Annotated in this window: 13 protein-coding genes, 3 tRNA genes and 1 pseudogene; 4 read left to right on the top strand and 13 right to left on the bottom strand. The window is 56.3% G+C overall.

Features of this window, described 5'->3' with window-relative positions:
- Positions 1 to 157: 157 nt before the first annotated feature.
- The 7 genes from GCE01_RS13510 to GCE01_RS13540 form a co-directional block, all read right to left on the bottom strand.
- A complete protein-coding gene (locus GCE01_RS13510; protein WP_099213282.1) occupies positions 158 to 6,169 on the bottom strand; it encodes a DUF4011 domain-containing protein in 6,012 nt (2,003 codons plus the stop codon).
- A 125-nt stretch (positions 6,170 to 6,294) separates the two neighbouring features.
- Positions 6,295 to 6,711, bottom strand: coding sequence for an ATP synthase F1 subunit epsilon (atpC, locus tag GCE01_RS13515; RefSeq protein ID WP_046900215.1), 417 nt, complete (start codon positions 6,709 to 6,711; stop codon positions 6,295 to 6,297).
- A gap of 5 nt (positions 6,712 to 6,716) precedes the next feature.
- The gene (gene atpD / locus GCE01_RS13520) at positions 6,717 to 8,180 is read right to left on the bottom strand and encodes a F0F1 ATP synthase subunit beta (RefSeq protein WP_099213283.1); all 1,464 of its coding nucleotides are present in this window, start codon (positions 8,178 to 8,180) and stop codon (positions 6,717 to 6,719) included.
- Positions 8,181 to 8,201: 21 nt separating this feature from the next.
- Positions 8,202 to 9,089, bottom strand: a complete 888-nt coding sequence (locus tag GCE01_RS13525) for a F0F1 ATP synthase subunit gamma (protein WP_046900217.1) — start codon at positions 9,087 to 9,089, stop codon at positions 8,202 to 8,204.
- A 9-nt stretch (positions 9,090 to 9,098) separates the two neighbouring features.
- Complete coding sequence (atpA, locus tag GCE01_RS13530) at positions 9,099 to 10,634, bottom strand: F0F1 ATP synthase subunit alpha (protein WP_046900218.1); 1,536 nt, start codon at positions 10,632 to 10,634, stop codon at positions 9,099 to 9,101.
- A complete protein-coding gene (atpH, locus tag GCE01_RS13535; protein WP_099213347.1) occupies positions 10,634 to 11,206 on the bottom strand; it encodes an ATP synthase F1 subunit delta in 573 nt (190 codons plus the stop codon). Before atpH ends, atpA begins: the two co-directional genes overlap by 1 nt.
- A gap of 504 nt (positions 11,207 to 11,710) precedes the next feature.
- Positions 11,711 to 11,784, bottom strand: a tRNA-Gly gene (locus GCE01_RS13540).
- A 174-nt stretch (positions 11,785 to 11,958) separates the two neighbouring features.
- On the opposite strand from GCE01_RS13540, the gene GCE01_RS13545 reads away from it, so the two are divergent.
- The 3 genes from GCE01_RS13545 (at position 11,959) to nusG (ending at position 12,892) form a co-directional block, all read left to right on the top strand.
- Positions 11,959 to 12,035: transfer RNA gene (locus tag GCE01_RS13545), tRNA-Trp, on the top strand.
- A gap of 62 nt (positions 12,036 to 12,097) precedes the next feature.
- Entirely contained in the window at positions 12,098 to 12,352 is a 255-nt protein-coding gene (gene secE, locus GCE01_RS13550) for a preprotein translocase subunit SecE (RefSeq protein WP_232309136.1), read from the top strand.
- A gap of 9 nt (positions 12,353 to 12,361) precedes the next feature.
- Positions 12,362 to 12,892, top strand: a complete 531-nt coding sequence (gene nusG / locus GCE01_RS13555) for a transcription termination/antitermination protein NusG (RefSeq protein ID WP_046900219.1) — start codon at positions 12,362 to 12,364, stop codon at positions 12,890 to 12,892.
- A gap of 75 nt (positions 12,893 to 12,967) precedes the next feature.
- Here nusG and GCE01_RS13560 read toward each other — a convergent pair whose 3' ends face one another.
- The 4 genes from GCE01_RS13560 to GCE01_RS13575 form a co-directional block, all read right to left on the bottom strand.
- Positions 12,968 to 13,582: a PqiC family protein gene (locus GCE01_RS13560; RefSeq protein ID WP_099213284.1), complete on the bottom strand. Its 615-nt coding sequence runs from the start codon at positions 13,580 to 13,582 to the stop codon at positions 12,968 to 12,970.
- A 4-nt stretch (positions 13,583 to 13,586) separates the two neighbouring features.
- A complete protein-coding gene (locus tag GCE01_RS13565) occupies positions 13,587 to 15,257 on the bottom strand; it encodes a PqiB family protein (RefSeq protein WP_046900221.1) in 1,671 nt (556 codons plus the stop codon).
- The gene (locus tag GCE01_RS13570; RefSeq protein WP_099213285.1) at positions 15,254 to 16,729 is read right to left on the bottom strand and encodes a paraquat-inducible protein A; all 1,476 of its coding nucleotides are present in this window, start codon (positions 16,727 to 16,729) and stop codon (positions 15,254 to 15,256) included. The genes GCE01_RS13565 and GCE01_RS13570 overlap by 4 nt, the downstream gene beginning before the upstream one ends.
- 223 nt (positions 16,730 to 16,952) lie before the next feature.
- Positions 16,953 to 17,028, bottom strand: a tRNA-Thr gene (locus GCE01_RS13575).
- Between the two features lie 173 nt (positions 17,029 to 17,201).
- Between GCE01_RS13575 and GCE01_RS13580 the strand changes: the two are divergent.
- Positions 17,202 to 17,369 (top strand): annotated as a pseudogene (locus GCE01_RS13580) (plasmid stabilization protein); the annotation flags it as partial.
- Between the two features lie 49 nt (positions 17,370 to 17,418).
- Here GCE01_RS13580 and GCE01_RS13585 read toward each other — a convergent pair.
- Together GCE01_RS13585 and GCE01_RS13590 are read right to left on the bottom strand one after the other, a co-directional pair.
- Entirely contained in the window at positions 17,419 to 18,645 is a 1,227-nt protein-coding gene (locus GCE01_RS13585; protein WP_099213287.1) for a pyridoxal-phosphate-dependent aminotransferase family protein, read from the bottom strand.
- Positions 18,642 to 19,877: an allantoate amidohydrolase gene (locus GCE01_RS13590; RefSeq protein ID WP_099213288.1), complete on the bottom strand. Its 1,236-nt coding sequence runs from the start codon at positions 19,875 to 19,877 to the stop codon at positions 18,642 to 18,644. Before GCE01_RS13590 ends, GCE01_RS13585 begins: the two co-directional genes overlap by 4 nt.
- Between the last annotated feature and the right edge of the window lie 53 nt (positions 19,878 to 19,930).

The following is a 19,930-nucleotide window of genomic DNA, read 5'->3' on the forward strand; positions in this document are numbered from 1 at the left end:
ACCCATCACTGTCAAACAATCATCATACGACACTTATCCACAACACTAACCCACAGATTTCCTACACTTTCCCCCCTTACACACACTTTCCATTCACAAAACAAAACTAAAAAAATCAAAAAAAACGCCAGAAAAATCATCTGGCGCCCCTTTTTCCTTAGTTTTCTATGTTTGCAGCCGCAGAAAGCCATGCGTCGTGGAAACGCAGCCTGCTCGCCGCCCCGATACGCCCTAATCCGCAGGCTTTTCGCATCTCTCCGATACCCTCTTCTTCTCCAAGCCCTTTGTCCTGCTGCTCCTTGGCCAAAGCCATTAGAACCGACATCGGAACCTGAGCAGGATCAACACTCTCTCCAGAGTCTCGCTTCAAGACGGTCTCAGGATTGCAGACAACGTCTTCTGTTTCCCAAAAGAACGTTCCAGCGTCTTCGGTAGTTTTTCCCACGCCATCAGGGATGGCTGTAAGAACTCGCTCCCGGATCTGTCGTCCCGCCCGCGCGAAACCATGTTGTCTCGCAATTTTCTGGATCAGGGCCGTTTCATGCAGAACCCCCTTCTCACAAAGAGCCTGCTGAATCAGGGACTGCAGAACCGGCAGATAGTCATCATCTGCGAAACGCGCTGCATCTGGCTGTGCCGATAATGCCTCTTCACTATCGTCCTCCGGAATATACGGAGCGGCCACAATGGCACTCGTGTCATGAGGGACAAACCCCGCATAGAGAGATGGTTCTTCTACGAAAGCGCTTTCAGTCTCCGGCACTTCCTGGACCTCAGTATCTGGCTCCTCGACCGGAAGACTAAGTCGACTTTCTCTTACGGCTTCCAATCTCAGCTTCAAGGCTTGATCCAGACGTTCCACCTCGCGGTTCGCATTCAGCCACCAGTCAGTCGACCAAACACGGAAAATCACCCAGCCAAGATTTTCTAGAACGGCCTGACGCAGTCTGTCGCGATCACGCGCGGTGGCGCTACGATGGTAAGTCGCGCCATCGCACTCGACGCCCGCAAGAAAGCTTCCGGGCATGTCCGAGTCCACCACGCCAAGATCAATCCGAAAGCGGGAGACACCTATCTGGGGACGAACATCCCATCCGCGTTGACGCAATAACGCCGAGACTTCGAGTTCAAAGCGGCTTTCTTCTTCTCCGACTGACCCTTGATGCAAACCGGCAAGTGCACCTGCACCGTGCTCTGCAAAGGTCAGAAACTTCCGAAGATGCAATACACCTTCTGCAGAGCTTCTGGACGGATCGATCTGTTCAGCGCGCAAGGAACCAAAAACAACCAGTTTTTCACGCGCCCGCGTCACAGCGACGTTGAGACGTCTTTCGCCGCCCGCACGATTCAATGGGCCGAACGAAACGTAAGGCGCCCCTTTTAGCTCCGGCGCATAGGTGAGGGAAAAGAACATCACGTCCCGCTCTTCGCCCTGCACATTTTCCAGATTCCGAATCAGGACAGGTTCCGGGCACTCTTCGCTAAAGAACGGCACCAGCGAGGAATCCTCCATCTGGGCCTTTTCCAGCAGATCAGTAATCAGTGTCTGCTGCTCTCCGTTGAACGTTACGACGCCAACGGATTTCTCTCTGGCAGTCTTCAAATGCCTTACAACAGCATCCGCAACAGCTCTGGCTTCTGCGGGATTGGTTCTGCTGCCACCTCTCTGGTAGTTGCCACCCTCCACAAACTGGAAAGAAACAGCTCGATCCTGCGTCACGTTCGAGGGGAACGTGATGAGATCGCCGCCATAATACTGACTGTTGGAAAACGCGATCAGGCTCTCGTGCCTGCTGCGATAGTGCCATTTCAGCGTGATTTCCGGCACACCAGCCGCACGACACTCATCGAGAATGGACTCCATATCGCAGAGTTCACCGTCTTCGTCCTCATTCTCACTTCGTGCAAAGAAGCTGGTCGGCGGTAGCTGCTTGGGGTCTCCGACCACGATCACCTGTCGGCCACGTCCGATGGCCCCAATGGCATCCCATGTGGGGATCTGCGAGGCTTCATCGAAAATGACCAGATCGAACGGCTCACTGTCTGGGGGAAGATATTGCGCTACGGAAAGAGGGCTCATCATGAAGCAGGGCGTAAGCGCTCTCACCGCCCGTGGTGCAGCAGCAGCCAACTGACGAATCGGCATATGCCGGGCTTTCTTCTGCGCTTCACGATGAATCATCACATACTGTGAGTCCTGCCGCCGAACGTCCTGAGCGGGAATATTACCTGAGAGCCTTGCCCGGATCAGACGCCCTGCCAGATTGGCAGCGTCACCGTCCCACGTCTTGAAGCGCTCAATCTGTTCTTCATGTGCTGCGGCAACGAAACCGCGCAGTCGTGGCTGCTCATCAACGGCTGCTGCCAACCACCATCGGGCATAAGCGGCAGTAAGAACGGATTGAAGCTCTTTCGGAGCCACGCGCTCTGCCACAAGCGCCTCTACTAACGGACCCAGTCCCAGACGCTCAGCTGTGTGACAGGCCTTTCGCCATGCACACCAGTCCCGCAGATTCTTACCCTGCTCAAGCCAGCCCGTCAGATGTTGAGACAAACGCAGCAGCCAGTCTTCGCCATCTGGCTCGATTGCAAGACAAGGACTTTCCGCCAGGTCAGCCAAAAGGCTCAGGCTTTCCTCAGCCGCCGAAAGTGCCTTCCTGAACCCCGTAATTTTCAGACCTACCGGCCCACTCTCTGCAAGAAGATCACGCCCTTCTGTAAGCAGCTCCCGGATTTGCCGTCTCACAGAGAGCAATCCTGCGAGATCCGGGACGCAGCTTGCCAATGCCGTGCGAATCTCAGTTCCCCAGAGCAGAGCGGCTTCGATTTTTTCAAAATCGGTCGTCACATCACTCCAGAGAGAACCGACAACCTCCCTATGAGGGGCTTCCTTCAGGTCGCGTTCCAGCGCAGACAGCTCCAGAAGCCGGGACAGCTCATCACTCAAGTCGTCCGGTAAGACGCTTTTCGCACTCGCTTCAAGTCGGCGGCGTACAGCTTTCTGAGCACTCCTGCGCGAAAGAAGCCATTTGTCTTCAGACTCCTTCCACTCACGATGCAAGTCTTCCAACGGGAGTGTTTTCGCATCACTCCAACGCACAGCCAGCCCCTGCTCCAGAGTGCAATGACGTGCAATCCGTTCTTTTTCTGCAAGAACAACCTGAGCCTTGTCGTGCGCATCTTCGGAAAGGGCCCACGCCCCCCAAGCCGCTTCCGGCCGATACAGCAGAGCACAGAACGACTGGAGTCGATGGAGTTGAGCCAACGATCGGTCAGTGCCAGTCAAACCCAGTACGCGGCACAGATCATCCGTTGCTTGAGACAACGCATCGATCTGCCCTCTCAAGGCCTGACTCTGCTGAAGGATCTGATCTTGCCAGCGAGACGTCCACTCTTCCTGCTCTATTCCCGACAACTGAGGCGACAGGGCATCCCGCCCGAAGCGCTCATAGAGTCCCGCCAACAGACTGGCCGCATTCTTGAGCGACTCCCAGTCTGCTTCCGCATGGGCGTCTGGAGCTGACCATTTCAGAGCAAGCGGATAAGTGCCGTTACGATCGGCCTCCAGAACCACGCCTATGGCCTGATAGGGAGTCCATCCGTTGTTCCACCGCTTATGCAGATCCTGCACATAGGCATTCAGATCCTGGCGGACTGCCATCAGACGGCTTTGGGCCGAGGTCCATTCCGCTGTTGAAAACTCTTCCCTGACCAGTTGAACCTGCTGAAACTGTTCCAGCACTGCGCCGCGCCCAGCCTGAGGCGAAAACAGATCCAGGCAGAACTCACTCAGCCCTACAGAACGCAGACGATTCCGCACGACTTCCAGCGCAGTTCTCTTTTCTGCGACGAACAGGACCGTCTTACCCCGTCCCAGCGTATCAGCGATGATATTGGCAATCGTCTGGCTTTTGCCGGTCCCCGGCGGACCGATCAGGACAAAATTTTCACCCGCTGCCGCCCGGGCAACGGCGGTTAATTGGGACGAGTCAGCTTCCATAGGACAAAGCAGGGAAGCCTCGTCCAGAGCGTTATCCAGCGATTTCTGTCCCTCGAACAAAGCCGTGGGGAAACCACTTCCGGTGTCATCAGATTCTGAAACCCCATCCAGCAGACGACTGGCAACCGGGTTAATACGCAGCGCGTCCCGTCTTTCCTGCAAATCCTTCCACATGAGGAACTTGGCAAAAGAGAGGGTCGTCAGGCTGACACGTTCCTGCACTTCCCATTGCGGGAGCTGACGGATTTTTGCGCGGAAAATGTGAAAGATGCGCGCAACGTCCAAACCAGCCTCATCCTGAGGAAGCTCTCCTTCCAGTTCAGGAAACCGCATGGCGAAATCCTGTCGAAGAACTTCCAGCAGACTGCCATTCACCCGACTTTCATCGGTATGCGCGCGCAGCCGGAACGGAGCGTTGATGCTGCTACGTTCCAGAATAACGGGGACCAAAATCAAGGGGGCTCTCGCCTTGCGATCCCGCCCCCGAGGTTCCCACACAAGCTCTCCCAGAGTCAGGAAAAGTGTATTTGCCCCACCCTCCTGCGCAGCCGCACGCGCCTTGCGATAGATTTCTGTAAGAGCGGACTGTAAGCCAGCTTCATCCCGGGCAACCAGCAGTTCACCGTGCTCCAGAGCCTCTGCGGCAATAGCCCTGTGCTGATCGTCATGATGACGCTGCTGATGGAGCGCAGCACTCCTCGGGTCAGACCCATCCATCAGTTCGGGACGAGCTCGAAGCCTGAGCGCTGGTTTCCGTTCCCCTCCCCGCATTTCTGCCAGACGGTCTTCCAACCTTCCCGGATCTGCACAGCAGATCTCGATGATCTGCTTCTCAGAGCGTGGCAGGTTCAGAAGGCGGCTTCGGCCTGAAATATCCAGTAGCCGCTTACACCAGCGATCCAAACGGGATTCCGGTGTCTCTTCGTTTTCATGGTCTCCGAGTGCTTCCCGAAGATCAGGCGCTGCTTTCAACTGAGGCGTGGCAGAGGTCTCCACATCATCGCTCTCGGCCGGATCAGTATTAGGCACAAGCGATGACAACGGCCGAATGCGGCGCAGTCGGGCACGGTGGACGTCTATGACCTCTTCAAATTTCGAGTCTTCACTATCATCCTGAAGCTGGGCAAGCCCACGCTCACAGGCCTTTGCGAAATCCGGGCAAGACGCTGCAGTTACAAGCGTTGTCTCGAACACACAGACATCATCAAGGGCTACCCTGTTCCGCAATCCCGGCAGATCCTGAATGACTGAGGTTCCAGACTGCTCCCGAGATAGCCATAGACCAGCAAACGCATGACCTTTGAGCATGATCAGTAATGGCCGCAAGCCAACAGCTTCTAGGCAGGACGCAAACAGTAAGGCTGTATCCAGGCAAGTCGCCAGTCGGTCTTCCACAATCTGAGTGGGAAGACGCACCCTCTGGCCAGCCTCCACAAAAGAGGCAGGTGGACTGACATACGTAATGTTCAAGCCAGCGATTGCGCACCAGATCGCCTGTGCCTGTTCCCACGCCCGCTTTCGACCACCTTGGTATCCCTCCAAAGAGCCACTGTGGCCGGTCTCCTGTAGAAGAAGAGAAGCTGAACGAAGAATTTTTGCGACAGCAGGATCATTCGGTAGAACAAAAGCAGCAAGCAGATCGGGCAGCCCCTGTAATCCGCCCCATTCGCTCCGGCAGCGGACAGTCAGAGGAAGAACGCGTTCGAGAAGCGTTGCCCGCGCACCATCGGGCTGTACCTCCGAGACTGTAAAATGAGCTTCAGCGCGTGTTGCTTCGCTCAGGGAGGCAAGGTAGGCCCCATCCAGTTCCACATCGAGGCGCTCTAACGCCCGAAACTGTCCCATTCCGAGAGACTGAAGCCGCCAGGAGGTTGTTCGGAGCACACCGGGCTTGGAATGCAGCGTAATCTCGACATCTGAGAGATCCCGATTTGCAAGATTACGAACCGCAAGCTCCAGCAAAACTGGGACGCTGTTTTCCCAGAGAGCACTACTGACGCTCTCCCGAACGACAACCGTCAGCTCGACGATATCTTCTGCAATTGGTTCAGATGTCGCGCCTTCTTCCCGCTCTGCGTCTACTACATCCCCAGCACATTCGATTGCCTCTACAGAGACGAGATCAACGCCCTCGGACATAATTTCAGTGTCAGGGGAAGAGTCCGTCATTACGCGCCACCATCACTTGGTAAAGTCTGGACGGCAGCATACAGGAAGCTTGCGGACAAAGAAAAACCCACCCAGTCAACTGACCGGATGGGTTCTTTCTCTTTTCATAGATGCTGCGTTCAGCCTCAGACTGAAGCAGGACCTTCAACAGCTTCCAGTTCAGCGCGAACGCTCTGGATTTCACGGCTGAGACGATCATGCGCATCAGTATCGTTCGGCTCGATCTGGGCCCATGTGGTTTCCAGATCCCGCAAACGATCACGGGCATCATCCGCAGACAGCTCGCTCATGAGCTGAGCAGAATCTGCCAGAATGGTGCAGTGTTCTGCGCCCATATCTGCGAAACCACCGCCCACGAAATAACGGTCGACGATCTTGTCGCCTTCATACAGGGCCACAACGCCACCACGCAGCTGAAGCATCAGCGGTGCACGGTCCGGCATGGCTGCAATATCGCCCTCCATGCCCGGGACCACCGCCATGTCGACCTGACGGTCAACAAGGCGCTTTTCCGGGCTGACGATCTCGATGCGTAGGGGCATCAGGATCAGGCCTCCTGCTTCATCTTCTCGGCCTTGGCGATGGCCTCGTCAATGTCGCCAACCATGTAGAACGCGCCTTCTGGCAGGTGATCGTATTCACCGTTTACAACAGCCTTGAAGGAACGGATCGTGTCTTCCAGAGCAACCAGCTTGCCAGGTGCGCCTGTGAACACTTCAGCCACATGGAACGGCTGGGACAGGAAGCGCTGAATGCGACGTGCGCGGCCAACGATCTTCTTGTCTTCTTCAGACAGCTCATCCATGCCCAGGATCGCGATGATGTCCTGCAGACCCTTGTAGGTCTGAAGCGTCTGCTGAACCTTACGAGCAATGTCGTAATGTTCCTGACCGACGATCTTCGGGTCAAGGGAGCGGGACGTGGAGTCCAGCGGGTCAACAGCCGGGTAGATGCCCATTTCTGCGATCGAACGGTTTAGAACCGTCGTGGCATCAAGGTGAGCAAAGGTCGCAGCAGGTGCCGGATCGGTCAGATCGTCAGCAGGAACATACACGGCCTGAACGGACGTGATGGAGCCCTTCTTGGTGGACGTGATGCGCTCCTGAAGGGCACCCATTTCCGTTGCCAGCGTCGGCTGATAGCCCACGGCGGAAGGAATACGGCCCAGCAGAGCAGACACTTCCGAACCAGCCTGCGTGAAGCGGAAGATGTTGTCCACAAAGAACAGAACGTCCTGACCTTCTTCGTCACGGAAGTATTCTGCGAGTGACAGACCCGTCAGAGCAACACGGGCACGTGCTCCCGGCGGCTCGTTCATCTGGCCATAGACCAGAGCAACCTTGGAGCCTTCCGTGGAACCGTCTTCAGCGATCTTGATAACGCCAGCGTCCTGCATTTCGAAATACAGGTCGTTACCTTCACGGGTACGCTCACCCACACCTGCGAACACGGACACGCCACCGTGTGCCTTCGCGATGTTATTGATGAGTTCCTGAATAATAACGGTCTTGCCAACGCCTGCGCCACCGAACAGGCCGATCTTGCCGCCCTTCAGGTACGGGCAAAGAAGGTCAACGACCTTGATGCCTGTTACGAGGATTTCGGACGCAGCAGCCTGCTCCTCGAAGGACGGAGCCTTACGATGGATCGGGAAATACTTGTCGCTAACGATCGGACCACGTTCGTCAATGGCTTCGCCAATGACGTTCAGGATACGACCAAGTGTAGCCGGGCCAACCGGAACCATGATCTGCTTGCCAGTGTCACGGACTTCCGCGCCACGGCTCAGGCCGTCCGTCGTGTCCATGGCAATGCAGCGGACCTGACGCTCACCAATTTCCTGTGCAACTTCCAGAACAAGCGTGTGATCGCCGTTCTGAACATGAAGGGCGTTCAGGATAAACGGAAGATCGCCTTCGAACTGCACGTCAACAACCGGGCCACGCACCTGCGTGACACGGCCGACGACGTTATTTGCAGCCGGGGCAGAAGGGTTAAGAGTCTCAGACATCGGTTCGTCTCCTGCGTGATCTCAAACGGCTTCTGCGCCGGAGATGATCTCGATCAGTTCATTGGTAATGTTGGCCTGGCGCGTACGGTTGTACTTCTGGGACAGACGGTCGATTGCCTTGCTGGCATTCCGGCTCGCGTTGTCCATAGCCGTCATCCGTGCACCTTGCTCACCTGCTGCACTCTCCAGCAGGGCAGAGAAAATCTGCACCTGAAGATTGCGTGGCAGAAGATTGGCCAGGAGCGTAGCCTCATCGGGCTCGAATTCGTATTGGGCAGCCTCGGCAGGCGCCGCATTGTCATTTTCCGCGACGGACAGAGGCACCAGCGGGAGCTGGATGGCAATCTGCGTCATCGCGTTGACGAAGCGGTTGTAGATCAGCGTGCAGCGATCAATCTCGCCGGCTTCAAGCATGGCGACAATTTTCTTGCCCACATACTCAGCCTTGTCGAAACCGACGTCACGGCCTTCCGTCCCTGCCACGCGCTCAACCACCAGATCCGGATATTCCTTTGCAAGAATATCAGCACCCTTACGGCCAACTGGCAGAAGACGCACTGTCCGACCCTCATCCCGCAGCGTGCGGATCAACTGACGCGCACTCCGAACAATGTTGGCATTAAAGCCACCCGCCAGACCACGATCCGAAGTCAGGACCACCACAAGATGGACCTGATCCTTACCCGTACCGCCCAGCAGTGTCGGCAGGCTGGACGCATCAGCGCCGCGGCTTGCCGCTGCCAGTTCCGCCATCATGCGGCCCATGGCCTCGGCGTAGGGACGAGCCGCCTCAGCCTGGGACTGGGCGCGTCGCAGCTTGGATGCTGCGACCATTTTCATGGCGTTCGTGATCTTGCGCGTCGATTTGACGCCCGTGATCCGACCGCGCAGTTCCTTCAGCGAAGCCATGGACTATCCTCAGGCTGCAAAGCGCTTACCGAAAGCTTCGAGCAGCTCCTTGAGCTTGCCTTCCGTCTCCGGCTTGATCTGGCGATCGTTGCGGATGGCCGTCAGAATGCCAGCGCCAGCGCCACGCATTTCCGTCAGCAGTGCAGCCTCGTAGGCCACAACCTTATCCACGGCGATCGGATCAACATATCCACGGGTACCAGCGAAAAGAACAACAACCTGCTCTTCAACCGGAAGCGGGGACGTCTCAGGCTGCTTCAGCAGCTCGACCAGACGTGCACCACGATCAAGCTGCTTGCGCGTTGCAGCATCCAGATCGGAAGCGAACTGCGAGAACGCAGCCATTTCACGATACTGAGCCAGCTCAAGCTTGATCTTGCCAGCAACCTGCTTCATCGCCTTGATCTGAGCGGCTGAGCCCACACGGGACACAGAACCACCGACGTTCACAGCCGGACGGATACCCTTGTAGAACAGGTCCGTCTCAAGGAAGATCTGACCGTCGGTGATGGAAATCACGTTGGTCGGGATGTACGCAGCCGTGTCACCAGCCTGCGTCTCAATGACCGGCAGAGCCGTCAGAGAACCGCCGCCGTTGGCATCAGACATCTTGGCTGCACGCTCGAGAAGACGGGAGTGCAGATAGAACACGTCACCTGGGAAAGCTTCACGTGCCGGCGGACGGCGCAGCAGCAGTGACATCTGACGGTATGCAACAGCCTGCTTCGACAGGTCATCGTAGCAAGCCAGAGCATGCATGCCGTTGTCACGGAAGTACTCACCCATGGCGCAAGCCGTGTAGGGAGCCAGATACTGCATTGGTGCAGCATCAGAAGCCGTGGCAGCAACAACGATGGAATATTCCATCGCGCCCTGCTCCGTCAGCGTACGAACCAGGTTTGCAACCGTGGAGCGCTTCTGACCAACAGCAACGTAAATGCAGTAAAGAGACTTCTTCGGGTCGCCTTCAGCATTGACTGGCTTCTGGGCCACAATAGTGTCAACCAGGATCGCCGTCTTACCGGTCTGGCGGTCACCAATGATCAGCTCACGCTGGCCACGTCCAATCGGCACCAGAGCGTCAATGGCCTTGATACCCGTCTGCATCGGTTCGCTAACCGACTGACGTGGCATGATGCCCGGAGCCTTCACTTCGGCGCGGCGATATTCCACGTCCGTCAGCGGGCCACGACCGTCGATCGGGTTACCAAGGCCGTCAACAACGCGACCAAGGAGCCCCTTGCCAACCGGAACTTCAACAACGGACTTCGTGCGAAGAACCGTGTCACCTTCACGGATTTCGTCGCCATCACCGAAAATCACGATACCGACGTTGTCGGCTTCGAGGTTCAGCGCCATGCCCTTAAGGCCAGAGCCTTCAAACTCGACCATTTCGCCAGCCATGACATTCGTCAGGCCGTAAACACGAGCAATGCCGTCACCAATCGACAGGACCGTGCCCGTCTCGGAAACGGTCTCGACCTTGTCGAAAGACGCGATCTGCTGCTTGAGGATGTCCGAAATCTCAGCGGGACGGATATCCATCACGCGGCTCCCTTCATGGCGTTCTGCAGGCGAGTCAGGCGCCCGGCGATCGAAGTATCAAACAATATAGAACCGACACGTACAGTCATGCCGCCAATCAGGGAGGCATCTGTACGTTCGATCATGGACACGCGGCTGTAACCCGCTTCGGCCAGACGGCCCTGAAGCTGGCTGCGCTGCATGTCAGTAAGAGGCTGAGCGGAGCGGATTTCTGCAACGGTTTCGCCGCGGAGGCTCGCATCAAGGGCCAGCACGCCGTCCAGAATAGAAGCGAGATCAGCAAGACGGTGGTTAGCAGCAATCACGCCGACGAAGCGACGGACGGCATCTCCGAAACCGAGTTTCTCGGTCAGGGCACCAGCAACCTTGCTTGAGCGATGTGCATCAAGGCGGGAGTCCGCAAGGAACGTCCGCAGGTCAGCACTCTGGGAAATCGCATCGCGAAGTCCCCGAACCTGAGCCAGCACATCAGAGAGCGCTCCCTGCTCTGAGGCATAGTCGTAAAGCGCTCGGGCATAGCGTTGAGCCAAGCCACCTGTGGGTCCCATCTGCGGCACCTGTGTCACCGTCACACGCGTGTTCCGTCTCACTTTTCCGCCGCAGGATGCGGCCGGAACCGGCTTATCCGGTCCCTTGCTTCCAAATCCGTTGGGATTCAGGCACACACGACCCTACGCAGGATTCGTCTGAACCCGGTCCTCCACTTGGCGCCGCCTCTAGCACGTCCCCATGATCCAGTGCAACCGAGGCAGAGCTACAACCTTACCGCACAACTAAATTTTTCAGCGTAACACTGCTCTTTGCAGGCAAATTCTTCATTCCCAAAAAACAGTAGCGCGCATGCCAGCCTGCTGCTGTCAGGGAGAACTCAGAATTTCTACCATTTTGCGGAATTGCCTTACAATCATTGGGGACTGTGTTCAGGCAGAGATAAAATGCCCGCATCGAGCAAGAGAGTTGCGGAGTATGCAGTCAGCTCACAGGAACTGCGGCCAGACGCTTGGCAGAGCAGAAAAGGCACATAGAAGTACCCAGCTCTGATTAGTCGCCTGGATCAGATTTTTTGGGGAACCTGCTGGAGCGGGCGAAGGGAATCGAACCCTCCTCAGAAGCTTGGAAGGCTACTGCATTACCACTATGCTACGCCCGCCCTTAGGTTGCCGGTGTCATACTCCATTCCTCAGCATCCTCGCAAGAGGGGGAATGCCAGAAATGAAAAATATGAACCTAGATGCTTATGGGTACTTGACTTTCATCCCTGAACATTATCTTTTCTGCCCCACTGTCGTTGGTGTATCACAGTCTTTGTGGTACCCCCGATGATAGGGGCGTAGCTCAATTGGCTAGAGCGTCGGTCTCCAAAACCGAAGGTTGTGGGTTCGAGACCCTCCGCCCCTGCCACCCCGCTTTACCGGATAGCTTTTCCGGCACCGGGACGCGGATTTTCATTTGATTCGAGGACGATGGTGTCGGTCACTACCCCGAAAGACGAGTCGCGTAAGACGGCGCCTCATAAAAACGGATCCGGCTTCAATCTGGGCACGTACATCAAAGACGTGCGCAACGAAGCCAAGCGGGTTACGTGGCCTACACGTCGTAACACCCTCATTACGACGGGTGCGGTGCTTGCCATGGTTACCGTGACCTGCATCTTCTTCTTCATCGTGGATCAGGTCATTGGCCTGGGCGTCCGCGAGCTGTTTGGCGTTGGAGGCTAGGTCCGCAGCATGGCAAAACGTTGGTATGTTGTGCATGTCTATTCCGGGTTCGAGAAAAAGATCGCGAGCCACATTCAGGAGCAGGCTGCACAGAAGGGCTTATCTGACCATTTCGAGCAGATCCTTGTCCCATCCGAAGACGTGACGGAAATGCGCCGGGGCCGTAAGGTCAATTCAGAGCGCAAGTTCTTCCCCGGCTACGTTCTTGTGAAGATGGAACTGACGGATGATGCATGGCATCTCGTCAAAGACACCCCCAAGGTCACCGGCTTTCTGGGAACGCGCAATCGCCCAACCCCGATTACGGCTGCAGAAGCAGACCGGATCATGAAGCAGGCTCAGGAAGGTGTGGAACGTCCACGTTCTGCCCTCACCTTCGAGATCGGCGAGCAGATCCGCGTTGCAGACGGCCCGTTCACGTCCTTTACGGGCATGATCGAGGAAGTCGACGAAGAACGTCAGCGCCTCAAGGTCAGCGTTTCCATCTTCGGTCGTTCGACCCCGGTGGACCTGGACTTCACGCAGGTTGAGAAGCTCTGATCTCTTCTGCTGAGACGATATGAATAAAAAAGGCTCCCAAATGGGAGCCTTTTTTATTGCCTCGGGTAGTCCCTCTTACCGGCTTGTAGAGGGAAGTGATCGCAGCCGGGAAGCCGCATGATCAGCGAGAACGGACAGCCCCTGACTGAGAGACGCCACCAGCTTACCGGTATTAAGCTGCGCACTCTCAGGAGATTGCCAGGCAAACGCTTCAGTCAGAACCGGGCCAATCATCTTCTGGGCAGGATGAACGGATACAGCACCAGTGATAAGCGCATGGCCAGCCGCATCGGCTTCGAAATTCCGGATTGTCACCTCTACATAAGCAGAGGGTGTCGTAGTTACCGCATCTCCCTGCGACACGACAGTTGTCCCCGGAAGACGCTGCGACAGATCAGTCGTCAATGTCTGGGCTATCATATCAGGAAGCGCTTCGCTCCAGCTATCGCCAGTCGCCAATGTCGTCTGGTAATCGCGATTTTGGCGGACAATAGTATCCCTATCGAGGCGAGAAGGAACAACAGGCGTCCGGACTTCCACGACAACAGGACCGCCCGATTGAACCATCCCGGATACAGGTGCCAGCGTATACAGTTTGGGATCGCTGCTACAGGCCGTCAGTGAGACTGCCAGACCAAACAGGCGTCCCATGGACAACAGGCGCATACGAAGAGGCGAATATTTTGCCATGGGATCAGTTCCTACGACCGGTAATAAGTGCTGATGGGTGATGTCCCAGATAGTCCGTCAGGAAGCGGAGCGAACGCGCCATCTGGGTCATCTGTGTAATCATGCCCTGAAGGCTACGCTGAAAATCCGTATCTCCGCCGTAGGACCCAAGAAGAGTCTGAGCGTTGGTCAAGGTTCCCTGCAGGGCCGTCATAAGCTCCGGAAGATGCTGATTTGCATTCTTGCTCAACGCATCCAGATTTTGGAGCGAATTACGCAACGCAACCAGAGACTGCGTCACTTCGCGGCTGTTCAAACGGCCATCCGCATGTGCGATCAGGTCATTGACGTGCTCACCAATCTGCGTGAGCGGCATCGCTGCAATCTTGTCCGTGATGGTGGAAACAGACTCCATAATCCCGTCCATGCCACCTGGCTGACTGGGGAGCACAGCGACGTCACCCTCATACGTCATGGTCACAGGTGGTGCATTCTTCACGAACTGTAGCCCGATCAGCGATTCACCCGTCAGGAAGCTGGCGCTTTGGACGGAAGCACGCAGGCCATTAGCTACGAAAGCCGCAAGATACTCCTTGGCACGCGCAAGCTGGCTTTCGCTCCATTCCGGCATCATGCGCTCGGGCTCGATCTGCATTTCCACCCGGACCTTCGGGTGCGCCTGCGGAGAAGGCATCTGCAACTTTACAGATGTCACTGTTCCAACCTGCAGGCCGAACAGACTGACCTGACTTCCAGCCGCAAGCCCCTTCACGGATGTATCGATATAGGTCACGACACGGAGACGCTGATGGTAGCGGGCACTTTCTGCATCGGCCTGGCTTGTGTAGAGCTTGAAAACCGAGTTTGCAGGGGCAACAGGCGCATTCACGGCGTTCCGATTATCCGGTAGCCCAAACGCCACACCACCAGAGAACAGCGCTTGCAGCGACTGCATCTGAACCTTCAGACCACCGGCACCCAGACCAACCTGAATTCCCGAGACATTCCAGAAGCGACTGTCCGTACGCAGGTAATGATCATATGGCGCCTTGATGAAGACCTGCACAACAATCGGGCCTTCACCCCCCGGCGGCATCGTATAGCCCAGCACATCACCAACAGGGACATCCCGGAAGAAAACGGGAGCGCCCTCACCCAATGAACCGAGAGCCGGTGACACGAGCCAGAATGTTGTTCCAGGCTGGTCAGAGCGGACGCCCGGAGCTGCTTCAAGACCGCGGAATTCAGTCTGGTAATGCTCCCCAGAAGTTCCGGGATCAATCGCGATATAAGCCCCGGAAATCAACGTATCGAGTCCGGTGATACTGGCGCCATTAATACGTGGCCGCACAACCCAGAAGCGCGTGCTGTCTGTCAGAATATGGGCGCTATTCGCATTCATCTGAACCTTGACGCTCACATGACGCATGTCACGGCTCAGAGTGATGTCCTGCACTGTACCTAGCGTCACGGCCTTGTTCTTGACCTGCGTCTGGCCAGGAGTGAGGCCATCTGCAGTATCAAAGGTAATCGTGATCTCGGGCCCACGCGTGGCAAAATGCTTCCAGGCCAGCCAACCAGAAATCAGAATAGCCAGAACTGGAATCAGCAGAATCAGGGAGAAGCGGGTCCGGCGTACCGGAGCTTCCTCCGGAAAGGCCGGCTGCTGCCCGCGATTATTTCGGGAATCGCTCACGCGCTTTCAGGCTCCATAGAGGTATCAGAAGAAGGGGTCGGGCCATCGGTTGGCCTGCCATCAGAAAAGGTATGCCTTGATGCGTCGCTGGCCACAGAACTGTTCAGGCCTGCCGCATCCCACATTGCCCGAGGATCAAACAGCTCCACGGCAAAAATGGTCAGGATCACGACCAAAGCAAAACAGATCATGCCGGGATCGGCAGTCACATTGGCCAGAAACGCAAAATGGACCACCGCACAGAGAATAGAGATCATGAAAACGTCGATCATCGACCAACGCCCGATAATGTCCACCATGCGGTAGAGTTTCCCAAGCAGCGGCAACTGCCACCGGGACCTCAGCTTCGTGCTGATGATCATGAAACTCAAGGCCAAAATTTTCAGAACCGGAACGGTAATGCTGGCAAAAAGAACCAGCAGGGCCAAAGGCACCATACCAGCCTGCCACAACTCAATCACGCCGCTGATAATGGTACTTGGCGCGCCTGATCCCACCTTGGTGTAGGTCATGACAGGCAGCATATTGGCCGGAATGTAGAAAATAACGCCTGCGATCAGAAGACAGCTGGCCGATGCCAGGCTTTGCCTTTTACGTCGGCGCAAAATCTGATCGCACCGCGGACAATCGCCCATATCTGCCTCCTGCAAAACAGGATGATCAAAAGCGACCACCAGTCCGCAGGCGTGACAGGACAGCATGTGCTCAACAGGAGGAAGAGCGTCTTCGTGAGCATCCAGATGAGCAACATCCAGAATACGCCCCCGATGGCCGTCCACCCTTTTTCGCAAGTCGCGATTGTTCCAGATCAGATCGTCATCAAACGTGGAATCCATGGCGGCCATCGTCAGCATCAGGCCACCCAGCAGGTACACCCCGGGTTGCAGATCGACGAGGGCAAGATCCACGAGCTTGGTATAGGCAACCAGCACGCCCAGAACATAGACTTCCACCATGGACCAGCCGCGAAGGCGATCGTACCAGGTCAGAAGTCTTGGGGTCCAGTCAGGCATGTGGGGGCGGGACGCGCCATACAGCACAGCCCCCATCAAGGCGATGACAATGCCTGGCATGACCAGAGTTGTCAGTCCGACCAGGAAAGACATGGTGTTGTAGCCCTGATGCGATAGCTCAATAGGGCCAGACATCAAAGCGACAGTGTTCTCACGTCCATAGACGTTCAGCGTCATGAGTGGACTGATCAGGAGAGCAATGTAGAGCGCAGCGGAGGCCACACAGAAAGCAGCAGGCGCACCAATGACGGAGGTCTTTCGACGGCGTGCAATTTGCGCGCCACAGCGTTCGCACTCTGCCAAAAAGCCAGGCTTGAGTTCGGGAACCCTCTGGAACAGCCCACAGACGGAGCATTCGTGCAAACCTTCCACAACATGCAACGACGCACGTGGGCGCTGCGGGGTCCAGGACAGGTTGACGGCATTTTGCCAGAGGCGTTTGTGAAAACGGTCAGTCATGACGCTCCTAACCTAACGCATGGAGCCGCCATAAGACAGTGCAGCCAGCACAATGCGGCCCACGCATCAGGATCTGATGCCGAATGGTAGACCCATTTTACAGCATTTGCCCAGAGCCAGAAAATTTTCCGGCAATAATCTGACAAAAACCAGACATCAAAATCCATGTGCATACTGAACTGTATGTCTGGTATCTTGATCTATTTTGAGGAAAATACCTCGATGGTGCCGGAGAAGAGATTCGAACTCCCGACCCCATCATTACGAATGACGTGCTCTACCAGCTGAGCTACACCGGCGCATCCATCGAGGTGGGCGCTTTCTAACTAACGGCTTTGAGCTTGGCAAGCCCTTAATGAAAGAAAACTGTCTTACATTCTATGAAAATACCAATCCGGCCATCTTACTGGCAAAACCTGACGGTTCTTAAAGCGTAATGCCGCTTCAGACCTTGTTTTCAGGAGGACAGACCATGCCACGTGGAGACAAATCAGCCTACACAGACAAGCAGAAACGCCAGGCTGAGCACATCGAAGAAAACTATGAAAAGCACGGCGTCCCTAAGAAAGAAGCTGAGAGCCGTGCCTGGGCAACCGTCAACAAGGAAAGTGGCGGTGGCAGGAAAAGTGGATCAGGCCGGAAAAATCATTCGAAAAGTTAAATCCGGCCTAATCTGACTGCGAAAGACTTCAGGCAGCATCCCAGGCAGCACGCGCCGCATCTACTCCGGCCCCACGGGGTAGCTTGACGCCCTCACCTGCGAGAACGGTTTCAAAGGCCGCAAGGGTCAGTAGAACCTTGTGCTTCTGCGCGTTCACACCCATCGCGCCAATACGCCAGATCTTGCCTGTCAGTGGACCAAAAGACGAGACGATCTCGATTTCAAAGTCCTTGCGCATCAGCTCGCGAACCCGGGCGTTATCAACCCCTTCAGGAACCCATACGCCAGTCACATTGGTCATCCGCGTAGCGTCGTCGCCATAGACGCGCAGCCCCATCGCCCGCAGACCCGCCACCATGGCCCGTCCGGCGCGCGTGTGACGTGCGACCCGAGCATCCACACCTTCCTCAACCACAATCCGAGCAGCCTCGCGAGACGCATAAAGCATCGACGTCGCTTCAGTGTGATGGTTCATCCGTGCCGGAGACCAGTAATTCATGAGCATCGCCAGATCGAAGTAATTCGACTGAATCACAGGCCCCTCACCCTGCGGCTGGCCTGTCGCAATACCGGCTTCGTCATGGCGCCGACGCAGGATGGCTTCTACAGCACGATCCGACAGCGTGATCGGTGCAGATCCCGGCGGTCCACCAAGGCATTTCTGAAGCCCGGCAGTTGCTACATCGATGTTCCAGGCGTCCGTCTTGAACTCCATTCCGCCCAGCGTAGCAGTCGCATCGACGTAGAGAAGGACGTTATGACGGCGGCAAATAGCACCGATTTCTGCGAGTGGCTGGGCAGTTGTGGTGGACGTATCGCCATGCACGGTCGCCACAAGGCCAGGCTTGTGTTCGATGATGGCAGCTTCAATGGCAGCCGGATCAACAACCTGCCCCCACTCCACATCCACAGTGCAGGGAATACCGCCGCACCGATGGACAATTTCCGTCAGCAGAAGGCCAAAGCGCCCGATCCGCGGAATAAGCACCTTCATGCCCGGAGAAACCAGCGAAACCAGAGCAGCCTCAATGGCCGAACGGGCAGAACCGTTGATCAGCAGCGTCCAGTGATTTTTTGTCTGAAAAACTTCCCGATACAGCGCCATGGTTTCATCCATGTAAGCCGTCATCTCGGGGTCCATCTGGCCAATGACGTCCGTTGCCATGGCCCGTAGAATGCGTGGGTGCACATTGGCAGGCCCTGCGCCCATCAGCAGGCGCGACGGCGGATCAATTTGAGCAAAAGATGAAGTCATGACTGAAATTCCTTGACGCAAGCAAGCAGGGTGCGATGGGCGAGTTCAACGTCTTCCACAAGCACTGTTTCATCTGGATGATGGCTCAGACCACCCGGGCTGCGAATAAACAGCATACCCATCGGGCAGAAGCCCGCCATAGCCATGCTGTCGTGCCCGGCACCGCTGAGAAGCCGAGGGGCAGAGCGCCCTGTTACCGTTTCAACAGCCGAAGCAAATCGTTCAATGATCCCCGGAGAGCACTCTGCCGCTTCCAGTTGCTGTGGAGCCGTAAAGGAGACATCCAGTCCGCGCCGGTTCGCAATGTCGCGAATATCAGACCGGATGCCTTCAGCCAGTGCGTCGCGCACCTCATTGGAGCCTGCGCGCATATCCAGTGAAAACCAGACATCGCCGGGAATGACGTTTGAAGTATTAGGCGTCACTTCTATTTGCCCAACCGTTGCCACGAGATTTCCGGCCCCGTTCAACCCACGCTTTTCTACTGCCAGCATCATCTCCGCAGCCCCGGCTAGCGCATCGCGGCGCAGAGTCATCGGCGTAGTACCAGCATGATCGGCCTGCCCCTTGACCATAACGCGCTGGCGGGTTTGGGCAGCGATCGCGGTCACGACGCCCAAGGGCTCATCCGCAGCTTCCAGACAAGGCCCCTGTTCGATATGCGGTTCGATAAAGGCCAGAATATCCTCTGGTCGGCGCGTTGCATTCTTTAGCTGCGACGGGTCAAGGCCATATGCCAGCATCGCGTCGGCAACCGTCATGCCTTGAGAATCCGTTACGCCCTGAGGAACGGCACTGATCTCCCCCGTCATTGTTCGGGAGCAGATCATGGGAACAGGAAACCGGGATCCTTCCTCGTCACCAAACCCAATAACCTCAATTGGAAATGGAAGGCGCGTGCCCTGATCCTTCAAGGCTGCAACCAGCTCGATTCCCAGCATCACCCCGAGGTTGCCGTCAAAAGCCCCCCCATTCCGCACCGTATCAAGATGCGAGCCAATCATGAGAACCGGTGCCTTTGGATCTGTCCCTTCATAGCGACCAACCAGATTACCCACGGCATCGGTCCGCACATCCATGCCTGCTTCTTCCATCCAGATCTGGACCTGAGCGAGGGTATGTCGATAGGATGTTCCGAGCCAGAAACGGAAAAGGCTACCAGCCGTCTCGCTGAATGGAGGTTCAACGAGAATGCGGCACCGTTGAACGGCACGGGCTCCGTGGGCTGTCATTTTGTCTCCGCCAGAAGGACGTACAATCTTGAATAAAGTTTGCGCTCATAACG

It is taken from the genome of Gluconobacter cerinus, from assembly GCF_002723935.1.
GTDB lineage: Bacteria > Pseudomonadota > Alphaproteobacteria > Acetobacterales > Acetobacteraceae > Gluconobacter > Gluconobacter cerinus.